Source organism: Mycobacterium sp., assembly GCF_035570115.1.
GTDB lineage: Bacteria > Actinomycetota > Actinomycetes > Mycobacteriales > Mycobacteriaceae > Mycobacterium.
In genome coordinates, this window is record NZ_DATMLH010000170.1 from 1 (window position 1) to 11,642 (window position 11,642).

The window sequence follows — 11,642 nt, forward strand, 5'->3', positions numbered from 1 at the left end:
GAGGAGGGCGCGCTGAAGGGGCCGTCGATCATGCCGGGCGGCCCGGCCGAGTCGTACAAATCGCTGGGCCCGCTGCTCGAGGAGATCTCCGCGCACGTCGATGGCGTGCCCTGCTGCACACACATCGGCCCCGACGGCGCCGGCCACTTCGTGAAAATGGTGCACAACGGGATCGAGTACTCCGACATGCAGTTGATCGGCGAGGCCTACCAGCTGCTGCGCGACGGACTCGGCAAGACGGCACCCGAGATCGCCGACGTCTTCGCCGAATGGAACAAGGGCGACCTGGACAGCTTTCTCATCGAGATCACCGCGGAGGTGCTGCGCCAGATCGACGCTAAGACCGGCAAACCGCTGGTGGACGTCATCCTGGACGAGGCCGAGCAGAAAGGCACCGGCCGCTGGACGGTGAAGTCGGCCCTGGACCTCGGAATTCCGGTCACCGGTATCGCCGAGGCGGTGTTCGCGCGCGCCCTGTCGGGCTCGGTGGCCCAGCGGAAGGCCACCACCGGTCTGGCCTCCGGCCATCTGGGCGAAAGGCCAAGCGATGCCAAGCAGTTCATCGATGACGTCAGCAAGGCGCTCTACGCGTCGAAGATCATCGCCTACGCGCAGGGCTTCAACCAGATCCAGGCCGGCAGCGCCGAATACAACTGGGGCATCACGCTGGGCGACATGGCGACCATCTGGCGTGGCGGATGCATCATCCGGGCCAAATTCCTCAACCGCATCAAGGAGGCCTACGACGAGGATGCCGACCTGCCGACGCTGATCGTCGCGCCATATTTCCGCAGCGCGATCGAGGCCGCGATCGACAGCTGGCGCCGCGTGGTGGTGACCGCCACCAAGCTGGGCATCCCGATTCCGGGCTTCGCCTCGGCGCTGTCCTACTACGACGCCCTGCGCACCGAGCGGCTGCCGGCCGCACTGACCCAGGGCCTGCGGGACTTCTTCGGCGCGCACACCTACGGGCGGATCGATGAGGACCCGAGCAAGAAATTCCACACGCTGTGGAGTGGGGACCGCACCGAAGTGCCGGCCTAGCAGGGTCGAATAAGGGGTATATCGACACCGATGAGGTTTCTGGACGGGCATCGCCCCGCATACGACCTGACCTACGACGACGTGTTCATCGTGCCGAACCGTTCGGACGTGGCGTCACGTTTCGACGTCGATTTGGCCACCCACGACGGCTCCGGGACCACCATCCCGGTAGTGGTGGCCAACATGACGGCCGTCGCGGGCCGGCGGATGGCCGAGACGGTGGCCCGACGCGGTGGACTTGTGGTGTTGCCGCAAGATCTACCGATCACCGCGGTGCAGCGCACAGTGGACTTCGTCAAAAGCCGTGACCTGATTGTCGATACCCCGGTGATACTGGCGCCCGACGATTCGGTGTCACATGCGCTGGCGCTGATTCACAAGCGGGCACATGGCGCCGCGGTGGTGGCCTTTGAGGGCCGTCCGATCGGGCTGGTCACCGAATCGTGCTGCGACGGTGCGGACCGTTTCGCGCGAGTGCGCGACATCGCGATCACCGACTTCGTCAACGCTCCGGTGGGCACCGACCCGCGAGAGGTGTTCGACCTACTCGAGCAGGCCCCCGTCGCCGTCGCGGTGTTGACCGGCCCGGACGGCACATTGGCCGGCGTGCTCACCCGCACCGGGGCGATCCGCGCGGGTGTCTACACCCCGGCCACCGACGCGAAAGGCCGGCTGCGCATCGGCGCCGCGGTTGGCATCAACGGCGACGTGGCCGCCAAAGCGCAGGCGTTGGCCGAGGCCGGCATCGACCTGGTTGTCGTTGACACCGCGCACGGCCACCAGGTGAAGGCGCTGGATGCCATCAAGTCGATTTCGTCGCTGGACCTGGGTGTGCCGCTGGCCGCGGGCAACGTGGTGTCGGCGGAAGGCACCCGCGACCTGATCGGCGCCGGAGCGTCCATCGTCAAGGTCGGTGTGGGCCCGGGCGCGATGTGCACCACCCGGATGATGACCGGTGTCGGCCGGCCCCAGTTCTCCGCTGTGCTCGAATGCGCCTCGGCGGCAAGGCAACTCGGTGCACATGTGTGGGCCGACGGCGGGGTCCGCCACCCGCGGGACGTGGCGTTGGCGTTGGCGGCCGGCGCGTCCAACGTGATGATCGGATCGTGGTTCGCCGGCACCTACGAATCCCCCGGTGACCTGATGCGTGACCGCGAGAACCAGCCCTACAAAGAGAGTTACGGGATGGCGTCCAAACGCGCGGTGGTTGCCCGCGCCGGAGCTGACAGCGCCTTCGAGCGTGCCCGCAAAGCGTTGTTCGAGGAAGGCATCTCGACCTCGCGGATGGGGCTAAACCCGGACAGCGGCGGTGTCGAGGACCTGATCGACCACATCACGTCCGGGGTGCGCAGCACCTGCACCTATGTCGGTGCTTCGACGCTCGCCGAGCTGCATCAACGCGCGGTGGTCGGCGTGCAATCCGCAGCGGGCTTCGCCGAAGGCCATCCGCTGCCGTTCGGCTGGTAGCTGGAGACCGGTTGCAAGTGTCGTCGCTCCAACCAGGGCATGGGCGTGTCAAGCCTTCGCTAACATAAAAGCTCAGGTAGACAATGGATACGTTCGAAGGAAAGGGTCCCCGTGCCGCAGGCACCCGCGCCGTCCGGCGTGTGTGACGCCGACTCTGAGGAGCCTCCTTCTCCCTGGCGGCATCGATGAATCTCGTCGTCACCCTGCTCAGCCTGCTGGCGATCGTGCTGCTCATCGCGGCCAACGCGCTGTTCACCGCAGCCGAGTTCTCATTGACCACCCTCGAGCGCAGCACTGTCGAGGCCAACGCGCGTGATGGTGGTCGTCGCGACCGCTATGTGCGCCGCGCCCACCACACGCTGTCTTTCCAGCTGTCCGGCGCCCAGCTGGGCATCTCGATCACCACGCTGGTCACCGGATATCTCACCGAGCCGTTGGTGGCGGAACTGCCGCACCCGGCCATGGATGCGCTCGGGGTGCCCGACCGGGTCGCCGACGCGTTCGTCGCATTTCTGACGCTTGTGGTCGTCACATCGGTGTCGATGGTCTTCGGTGAACTGGTGCCCAAGAATCTCGCGGTGGCCCGGCCACTGCCAACCGCCCGTGCCGTCGCCGGCCCGCAGCTGCTGTTCTCGTTCGTGATGACTTTCGCGATCCGGGTGACAAATGGTGCGGCGAACCGGATCCTGCGCCGGCTGGGTATCGAGCCCGCGCAGGAGCTGCGGTCGGCCCGCTCAGCCCAGGAACTGGTCTCGCTGGTACGCACGTCTGCTCGCAGCGGCTCGCTGGACCCCGCCACCGCGGCATTACTGCATCGATCACTGCAGTTCGGCACGCTCACCGCCGAGGAGCTGATGACGCCGCGGTCGAAAATCGTTGCACTGCAAATGGATAATACTGTTGCAGACCTCGTCGCGACGGCCACCGAAAGCGGTTTCTCCCGGTTCCCGATTGTCGACGGCGACCTCGACGAGACCGTGGGTATCGTGCACGTCAAACAGGTCTTCCAAGTGCCGCCCGCGGAGCGGGCGCACACGTTGGTGACCACCGTCGCCCAGCCGGTCGCGGTAGTGCCCTCCACGCTGGACGGCGACGCGCTGATGGGAGAGATCCGGGCCAACGGCTTACAGACCGCCATGGTCGTCGACGAGTACGGCGGTACCGCGGGCATGGTGACCGTCGAGGATCTGATCGAAGAAATCGTCGGCGATGTCCGCGACGAACACGACGACGCCACACCGGATGTGGTGGCCTCGGGGAATGGTTGGCGGGTATCAGGTCTGCTGCGCATCGACGAGGTGGCGACCGCCACCGGTTATCACGCACCGGAGGGTGAATACGAGACGATCGGCGGGCTGGTGCTCCAAGAGCTCGGCCGCATTCCGGTGAGCGGGGACACGGTACAGCTGAGCGGATATGAGCCCGACGGCATACCGGACAGCTCGGCCTGCTGGCAGGCCAGGGTGATCCGGATGGATGGCCGCCGCATCGACCTGCTCGAGCTGATCCAACTGGATGCGAACGCTGACTCCGGGGCGGGACGAGGCCAATGATGGGCGACCTGCTGGGAGTGTTGGCGAGCATTCTGCTTGTTGCCACCAACGCGTTTTTCGTCGGCGCGGAATTCTCGCTGATCTCGGCGCGTCGAGACCGGCTGGAAGCGTTGGCCGAGCAAGGCAGATCGAGCGCGGTCACCGTGATTCGGGCGGGAGAACAGCTGCCGCTGATGTTCGCGGGAGCCCAGCTGGGCATCACGGTTTCGTCGATCCTGCTCGGCCGGCTCGGTGAGCCCGCGGTCGCCGACCTGCTGCGCCGGCCGTTCGACTTCGTCGGCGTCCCACCCGCCCTGCTGCACACGGTGTCATTGGCGCTTGCGTTGGCGATTGTGGTGACGCTGCATATGTTGCTCGGCGAGATGGTCCCGAAGAACATCGCCATCGCCGGCCCGGAGAGAGCGGCCATGCTGCTGATCCCGGCCTACCTGGTGTATGTGCGGGCCGTCCGGCCGATCATCACGTTCTACAACCGCTGCAGCAACGCCACCTTGCGGGCGCTGCGGGTGCGCCCCCGCAGCGAGCTCGATGTCACGGTCTCCACCGTCGAGCTCAGCGAGATGATCGCCGAATCGGTGTCGGAGGGCCTGCTGGATCCCGAGGAGCACACCAGACTCACTCGGGCACTGCAGATCCGCAACCGGATGGTCGCCGACGTGGCCGTGCCGGTTACCGACATCCGTGCGGTGCCGGTGGCCGCGCCGGGCTCCGGGCCGACGGTCGAGGCGGTGGAAAAGGCGCTGGCCGCAACCGGCTACTCCAGATTCCCCATCGTCGACGCCGACCACCGGTTCATCGGCTACCTGCACATCAAAGACGTGCTGCCGCTTGGTGATAACCCCCGCGCCGTGGTCGACCTGGCGCGAGTCCGGCCGCTGCCGCAAATTCCCGAATCGTTGTCGGTTCCCGAGGCGCTGTCGCGGATGCGCCGCAGCAAGAGTCATCTGGCGCTGGTCACCGGCCGGGACGAGACGGTGGTCGCGATGGTGGCGCTGGAAGATCTGGTCCGGGATTTGGTCGGCGTCGTAAGCGATGGGATGCAGCGTGCCTGAGGCCTCCCGGCCCGAGGTGCTGCTCACGCCCAGCGATTGGCTGCCACGGCGCGATAGGCACCGGAGCAGGTTGGATGCGCTGCTCGGACCCTACTTGCAGCAACGCGGTGCGGGCAGGGTCAACCCGGTCGTTGACTTCCTGTTCACGTACTACAACCGGACGCCTGGGCAGCTTCGGCGCTGGCATCCGGGATTCGGAGTCACGCTGACCGGTCCGCCGGCGCAGGAATACGCGAACCTTCGTGGATACGGCCGGACGGATTCCGGAGTCAGCGCGCGGCCTGACCACTTGACCCAGCGCCGCGGCACCATCGAATACGTCGCCCAGCTGATGGCGGCAACCGCCCGCCGCCAAGCTCATCTGTCGTGCTTTGGGTTGCACGAATGGGCGATGGTCTACAAGGCCGATCCCGAGAAGTTACGCCACAACGTCCCGCTGCGGCTGGGCCACGACGACACCAATGCCGTCGTGGAGTCGATGCCGTTGCGGTGTACGCACTTCGACGCCTTTAGGTTCTTCACCGACTCTGCCCAGCCCCGCAACGCCATCCAGCTTTCGCGCGCCGAACAAGTTGGCGTTGAGCAGCCTGGTTGCGTGCACGCGGCGATGGACTTGTATCGATTCGCCGGGAAGCTGCTGCCCCTGGTCGACTCCGACCTGTTGATGGATGCGTTGGAGTTGGCTTACGCGGCGCGCGAACTGGACATGCGCGCCAGCCCGTACGATCTGCGCGGCTACGGATACGAGCCGATCCCGGTTGAGACGTCGGCAGGCCGTGCCGAGTATGTGCGGCAGCAGGCCGCGGTAGCGAGGCGGTCAGCGGGTGTCAGGTCGTCACTGCTCGCGCGGTGTGAACAATTGCTGGCATGGCGTCGGACCTCAGGATCCCTTTCCACCGCGAATTGACACCGTTGACGTGCAACGTCAGTGCGTTGCCGGCAGGCCATCGCGTCACGTGCGGCGGCGCTACGGGCAGCGCTGCTGACCCGGTGCGACCTGCTACTCCAGCGCGCCGGGGCGGGTGGTCGGGCTACTGGCCGGTAGGCTGGACGCAACTTTGTTCAGGTCAAAGCGGAGGAGAATGATGACAGACCGCGTGCCGGTTGGGAACCTGCGCGTCGCACGGGTGCTGCATGACTTCATCAACACCGAGGCTTTGCCCGGCACCGACATCGACCCCGACAGCTTTTGGGCGGGCGTCGACAAGGTAATCACCGACCTGCAGCCACAAAACCAGGATCTGCTGGAGCGCCGTGACCAGTTGCAGGCGCAGATCGACAAGTGGCACCGGCATCACGTCATCGAGCCGATAGACCCCGAGACCTACCGCCAGTTCCTCACCGAGATCGGCTATCTGCTCCCGGAACCTGCCGATTTCACCATCACCACAGCGGGTGTCGACGACGAGATCACCAAGACCGCCGGCCCCCAGCTGGTGGTGCCGGTGCTCAACGCGCGGTTCGCCCTCAACGCCGCCAACGCCCGCTGGGGTTCCCTCTACGACGCTCTGTACGGCACGGACGTCATTCCGGAAAGCGACGGGGCCGAGAAGGGCACCGGCTACAACAAGGTCCGCGGCGACAAGGTGATCGCCTATGCGCGCAAGTTCCTCGACGACGCGGTACCGCTGTCGTCCGGCTCGTGGGCCGACGCCACCGGTGTCACCGTCAAGGACGGCCGACTGCTGGTCAGCCTGGAAGGCGACGAACTGTCCCGCGGGCTGGCCAACCCCGGCCATTTCGTCGGCTACACCGGAGAGCTCGGCTCCCCCGACTGGTCCGTGCTGTTGGTCAACCACGGCCTGCACATCGAGATCCTGATCGACCCCGAGTCGTCGATCGGCAAGACCGACGCCGCCGGGATCAAGGACGTGATCCTGGAATCTGCGATCACCACCATCATGGACTTCGAGGACTCGGTGGCCGCCGTCGATGCCGACGACAAGGTGCTCGGCTACCGCAACTGGCTCGGGCTGAACAAGGGTGACCTGGTCGAGGACGTCAGCAAAGACGGCAAGACGTTCACCCGGGTGCTCAACCAGGACCGCACCTACAAAACACCCGACGGCGGCGAGCTGACCCTGCCCGGTCGCAGCCTGTTGTTCGTCCGCAACGTTGGCCATTTGATGACTAACGACGCCATCCTGGTGGACGGAGGCGACGGCGAGGAAAAAGAGGTGTTCGAAGGCATCATGGATGCCCTGTTCACCGGACTCACCGCGATTCACGGATTGAAGTCCGGCTCGGACAACGAAGGGGCCAATGGTCCCTTGGCGAACAGCCGCACCGGCTCCATCTACATCGTCAAACCCAAGATGCACGGACCGGACGAGGTCGCGTTCACCTGCGAGCTGTTCAGCCGGGTCGAAGACGTTCTCGGCCTGCCGCAGGGCACCTTGAAGGTGGGCATCATGGACGAGGAACGCCGCACCACGGTCAACCTCAAGGCGTGCATCAAAGCCGCCGCCGATCGGGTGGTATTCATCAACACCGGCTTCCTGGACCGCACCGGCGACGAGATCCACACCTCGATGGAGGCCGGCCCGATGATCCGCAAGGGTGCGATGAAGAGCACCACCTGGATCAAGGCCTACGAGGACGCCAACGTCGACACCGGCCTGGCCGCCGGCTTCAAGGGCAAGGCACAGATCGGCAAGGGCATGTGGGCGATGACCGAACTGATGGCCGACATGGTCGAACAGAAGATCGGCCAGCCCAAAGCGGGCGCCACCACCGCCTGGGTACCCTCGCCGACCGCGGCCACCCTGCACGCGATGCACTACCACTACGTGGACGTGGCGGCCGTACAGGCCGAGCTCGAGGGCAAGAAGCGGACCACCATCGACGAGCTGCTGACCATTCCGTTGGCCAAGGAACTCGCCTGGGCTCCCGAGGAGATCCGCGAGGAGGTCGACAACAACTGCCAGTCCATCCTGGGCTACGTCGTCCGGTGGATCGACGCGGGCGTCGGCTGCTCGAAGGTGCCCGACATCCACGACGTGGCTTTGATGGAAGACCGTGCCACACTACGGATCTCGAGCCAGTTGCTGGCCAACTGGCTGCGCCACGGGGTGATCACCGAAGAGGATGTGCGGGCCAGCCTGGAACGGATGGCTCCGATGGTGGACCAGCAGAACGCCGCCGACTCGGCATACTTGCCGATGGCGCCCAACTTCGACGACAGCATCGCCTTCCTGGCTGCCCAGGAGTTGATCCTGAATGGAACCCAGCAGCCCAACGGCTACACCGAGCCGATCCTGCATCGGCGCCGTCGTGAATTTAAGGCTCGCGCGAGTGATTGATGTCGGCTCGGTGCGCATTGACTATCCCAATGACTAGACGCTGCAAGTACTTCTGGTGTGCGGGAGAGCATCGGCATGGGTAGGCACAGAGCTCCGGATCCGGACGAGCCCACCGGCGGCGGCGAACCGTCGGACGACTATTCCGAGCCGCACGATTTCGGCGACATCGGTGGCTATCGGGAGTCCACGGACTTCCCGTCCGCGCCACCCCCGGACACCGCTGGCAGCCTCGGTCCGCACTATCCCGATCACCTCGCGGACGACCATCCAGACGAGTTTCCAAGCGATCCCGGGTATTTTGACTACACCGATCCCTCCGATCGCGACGAGGACCACGAGGAAGATCGGCGCACCGCCGATGTTGACACGCCGGATGACTTCCCGGACTTCCCGCGACGCGGGCCGGAGTCGCCCGCGCCACCGCCACCACCGCCGTCCGGCGGTCATCGGGGCCTCAGCGATTGGAGAGGTGGTCACCGCAGCGACGGCGGGCGGCGCGGCGTCAGCATCGGTGTGATCGCGGCGTTGGTCGCGGTCGTCGTGGTGGTGGCCGGGGTGATCGTGTGGCGATTCTTCGGCGATGCGTTGTCCAATCGCTCGCATAAGGCCGCGGCGTGCACGGGCAGCAAAGAGGCGGTCGCCGTCATTGCCGATCCGTCGATCGCCGAGCACGTGCAGCAGTTCGCCGAACGCTACAACGGGTCGGCTGGGCCGATCGGCGACCATTGCCTCGAGGTCGGTGTCAAATCGGCGGGCTCCGACGCCGTCGTCGATGGCTTCATCGGAAACTGGCCCGCAGAACTCGGCCAACGACCCGCGCTGTGGATCCCGGCCAGTTCTGTGTCGGCCGCGCGGCTCACCGCGGCGGCGGGCAAGGGAACCGTCACCGAAAGCCGCTCGCTGGTCAGCTCGCCGGTGGTGCTCGCCGTGCGGCCCGAACTTCAACGCGAGCTCGGCGCCCAGAAATGGGCGACGCTGCCCGAGCTGCAGACCAAACCCGATGCGTTGGCCGGGTTGAAGCTGCCGAACTGGGGACCGCTGCGGCTGGCGCTGCCGCTCGGCGGCAACAGCGACGCCGCGTATCTGGCCGCCGAGGCGGTGGCGGCGGGTTCCGCGCCCCCCGGCGCGCCGCCGATCGATGGCAGCGGCGCGGTGCACACCCTGATGGCCGGTCAACCCAAGCTGGCCGACAACTCGTTGGCCGAGGCGATGAACGCGCTGCTGCGGCCCGGTGATCCGGCGACCGCGCCAGTACACGCGGTGGTCACTACCGAACAGCAACTGTTCCAGCGTGGCGAATCGTTGCCCGACGCCGGCAGCACGCTGAGTTCCTGGCTGCCGCCGGGGCCGGCCGCGGTCGCCGACTATCCCACCGTGCAGCTCAGCGGATCGTGGCTGTCCCAAGACCAAGTGACGGCGGCGAGCGCGTTCGCCCGTTTCATGCAGAAGTCCGATCAACTCGCCGAGCTGGCCAAAGCGGGTTTCCGGGTCGAAGGAGTCAAGCCGCCCAGCAGCGATGTCACCAGTTTCGCGGCGCTACCGTCAACGCTGTCGGTGGGTGACGACGCGATGCGCGCGACGTTGGCGAATACCGTGACCACACCGTCGAGCGGACCGGCGGCCATCATCATGCTCGAGCAGTCGATGACCACCGACGAAGGCGGCGTAACCCGGCTGGGCAATGTGGTCAACGCGCTTGACAACCGGATCAAGGCGCTGCCGCCCAACTCGGTGATCGGGCTCTGGACGTTCGACGGCAAAGAAGGCCGAGCGGAGGTGTCGGCCGGCCCGCTGGCCGATCCCGTCAACGGTCAACCCCGGTCGGCGGCGCTAACGGCCGCCCTGGACAAGCAGCACGCGTCGTCCGGTGGCGCGGTGTCGTTCACCACGCTGCGGATCATCTACAAGGACGCGGTGACCAATTACCATCCCGGGCAATCGAATTCAGTGTTGGTGATCACGGCCGGACCGCACACCGACCAGAGCCTGGGTGGCCAGGGCCTGCAGGATTTCATCAAGGAGAACACCGACCCCGCCAAGCCGGTGGCCGTCAACGTGATCGACTTCGGCTCCGATTCTGACCGAGCGACCTGGGAGGCCGTCGCGAAGCTGTCCGGCGGCAGCTACCAGAACCTGGCCACGTCAGCATCTCCCGAGCTGGCCACCGCGGTGACTAATTTTTTGAGCTGACCGGCTATTGGGTGAGCAGCCGCAGCGCGGCCTCGGTATAGGCGTCCGGGTCTTCGATCTGGGGGTAGTGGCCCAACCCGGGAAGCTCGACGACGGGGCGTCGGGATTCAATTCGCGCAAGCCGGCCAGCACGTTGGTGGTGGCCACCGGATCTTGCAGACCCCAGACGAATCCGAGCGGTTTGGGCCAATCGCGCACCGCGCCGTGCCAGCGGCGGGCATAGCACACGCGCTCGTCCAGGTAAACAGACAGCCGATGCGGGATTCGATGACCGCCGTTGTGGGAGACCAGCGCCCACCGGGCGGCCGCTTCCTCGGCCGATAGCGAATGCCCGACGGTGAAGCGCCGGCCGAACTCGCGGGTGAACATCCGCCGTCGGTACCTGCTCGGCGATCTCGGCGTGGGCGGGTCTGATCACCGAGCTAGTGGACACCGTGCCGAGCCAGATCCTCGCCGCGCTGTAGGTCAGGCTGGGTCACACATAGGCCTGCACCGGCTGGCACGAGCAGACCAGGTTGCGGTCGCCGTATGCGCCGTCGATGCGGCGCACCGGCGGCCACACCTTGGGCCGGAACGCCTTGCCGAGTGGGTAGGCAGCGACTTCGCGGGTGTACGGGTGTTCCCACTTGTCCACCACCAGGCACTCGGCGGTGTGGGGCGCGCCGCGCAGTGGGTTGTCGTCGACCGGCCACTCCCCCGCTCCGACCCGGTCGATCTCGGCGCGGATGGCGATCATGGCCTCGCAGAACGCGTCGATCTCGGCCAGGCTCTCGCTCTCGGTGGGCTCCACCATCAGTGTGCCGGCTACCGGGAAGCTCATGGTCGGAGCGTGGAAGCCGTAGTCCGCCAAGCGTTTTGCGATATCGTCCACGGTCACACCGGTCGACTTGGTGATCGGTCGCAGATCCAGGATGCACTCGTGGGCGACCATGCCGCTCTCGCCGGTGTAGAGCACCGGGTAGTACTCGTCGAGCCGGCGGGCGATGTAGTTGGCCGACGCGATCGCCGTCAATGACGCGGCCCGCAAGCCGTCG

The 11,642-nt window shown here is 66.3% G+C and carries 7 protein-coding genes and 2 pseudogenes; 7 read left to right on the forward strand and 2 right to left on the reverse strand.

What is annotated here, in order from left to right; all coding sequences use genetic code 11:
* The 7 genes from gndA to VNW74_RS15640 all read left to right on the forward strand — a co-directional run.
* Window positions 1-1,044 (forward strand): NADP-dependent phosphogluconate dehydrogenase (gndA, locus tag VNW74_RS15610; RefSeq protein ID WP_325678356.1); only part of this gene is annotated, 1,044 nt, incomplete at its 5' end.
* Window positions 1,045-1,074: 30 nt separating this feature from the next.
* Window positions 1,075-2,511 (forward strand): GuaB1 family IMP dehydrogenase-related protein, encoded by a 1,437-nt coding sequence (locus tag VNW74_RS15615; protein ID WP_325678358.1) that lies wholly within the window; start codon window positions 1,075-1,077, stop codon window positions 2,509-2,511.
* A gap of 185 nt (window positions 2,512-2,696) precedes the next feature.
* Window positions 2,697-4,064 carry a hemolysin family protein gene (locus tag VNW74_RS15620; protein ID WP_325678359.1) on the forward strand — a complete coding sequence of 456 codons (1,368 nt, stop codon included), beginning with the start codon at window positions 2,697-2,699 and terminating at the stop codon, window positions 4,062-4,064.
* Complete coding sequence (locus tag VNW74_RS15625; protein ID WP_414686694.1) at window positions 4,064-5,116, forward strand: hemolysin family protein; 1,053 nt, start codon at window positions 4,064-4,066, stop codon at window positions 5,114-5,116. Before VNW74_RS15620 ends, VNW74_RS15625 begins: the two co-directional genes overlap by 1 nt.
* The gene (locus VNW74_RS15630) at window positions 5,109-6,023 is read left to right on the forward strand and encodes a 3-methyladenine DNA glycosylase (RefSeq protein ID WP_325678363.1); all 915 of its coding nucleotides are present in this window, start codon (window positions 5,109-5,111) and stop codon (window positions 6,021-6,023) included. The genes VNW74_RS15625 and VNW74_RS15630 overlap by 8 nt, the downstream gene beginning before the upstream one ends.
* Window positions 6,024-6,201: 178 nt before the next feature.
* Entirely contained in the window at window positions 6,202-8,418 is a 2,217-nt protein-coding gene (locus VNW74_RS15635; RefSeq protein WP_325678365.1) for a malate synthase G, read from the forward strand.
* A 75-nt stretch (window positions 8,419-8,493) separates the two neighbouring features.
* Window positions 8,494-10,608, forward strand: coding sequence for a substrate-binding domain-containing protein (locus VNW74_RS15640; RefSeq protein WP_325678367.1), 2,115 nt, complete (start codon window positions 8,494-8,496; stop codon window positions 10,606-10,608).
* A 4-nt stretch (window positions 10,609-10,612) separates the two neighbouring features.
* On the opposite strand, the pseudogene VNW74_RS15645 reads toward VNW74_RS15640, so the two are convergent.
* Together VNW74_RS15645 and VNW74_RS15650 are read right to left on the reverse strand one after the other, a co-directional pair.
* Window positions 10,613-10,983, reverse strand: a pseudogene (locus VNW74_RS15645) (alpha/beta fold hydrolase); the annotation flags it as partial.
* 100 nt (window positions 10,984-11,083) lie between these two features.
* A pseudogene (locus VNW74_RS15650) lies at window positions 11,084-11,642 on the reverse strand (glycine dehydrogenase (aminomethyl-transferring)); the annotation flags it as partial.

Excerpts from the sequence above, each read along its gene's own strand:
- VNW74_RS15615 (WP_325678358.1), top strand. The coding sequence starts at position 1,075 with ATGAGGTTTCTGGACGGGCATCGCCCCGCATACGACCTGACCTACGAC.
- VNW74_RS15620 (WP_325678359.1), top strand. The coding sequence starts at position 2,697 with ATGAATCTCGTCGTCACCCTGCTCAGCCTGCTGGCGATCGTGCTGCTC.
- VNW74_RS15625 (WP_414686694.1), top strand. The coding sequence starts at position 4,064 with ATGGGCGACCTGCTGGGAGTGTTGGCGAGCATTCTGCTTGTTGCCACC.
- VNW74_RS15635 (WP_325678365.1), top strand. The coding sequence starts at position 6,202 with ATGACAGACCGCGTGCCGGTTGGGAACCTGCGCGTCGCACGGGTGCTG.
- VNW74_RS15640 (WP_325678367.1), top strand. The coding sequence starts at position 8,494 with ATGGGTAGGCACAGAGCTCCGGATCCGGACGAGCCCACCGGCGGCGGC.